Source organism: Extibacter sp. GGCC_0201, assembly GCF_017566055.1.
GTDB lineage: Bacteria > Bacillota > Clostridia > Lachnospirales > Lachnospiraceae > Extibacter.
On sequence record NZ_JABFCH010000191.1, the window covers coordinates 1 to 220 of the forward strand.

At 52.7% G+C, this 220-nt stretch carries 1 protein-coding gene; it reads left to right on the plus strand.

The features are described from left to right. The coding region (locus HJV72_RS19220) for a hypothetical protein (protein WP_208073474.1) at positions 1-220 on the plus strand (220 nt) is incomplete at both ends.

Consider the following 220-nt stretch of genomic DNA (forward strand, 5'->3'; position numbering starts at 1 on the left):
GCAGAATTACCTCAAATTCTGCTCAACGGAGAACGTGCACATCGGCTATACCGCCGCACCCTGGCGCTCAACAAACGAAGAGGCAAAGCGAATGTAACTCCCGTATTTACCGCTATCCCCTTGACAGACAGCGATCAGACTATCCACTACCGTGCTTCCCTCCCGGCAGCCGACTGGGTACAGTTCGCCACATTGAACCTCAAGAAAGAAGTCATCAACG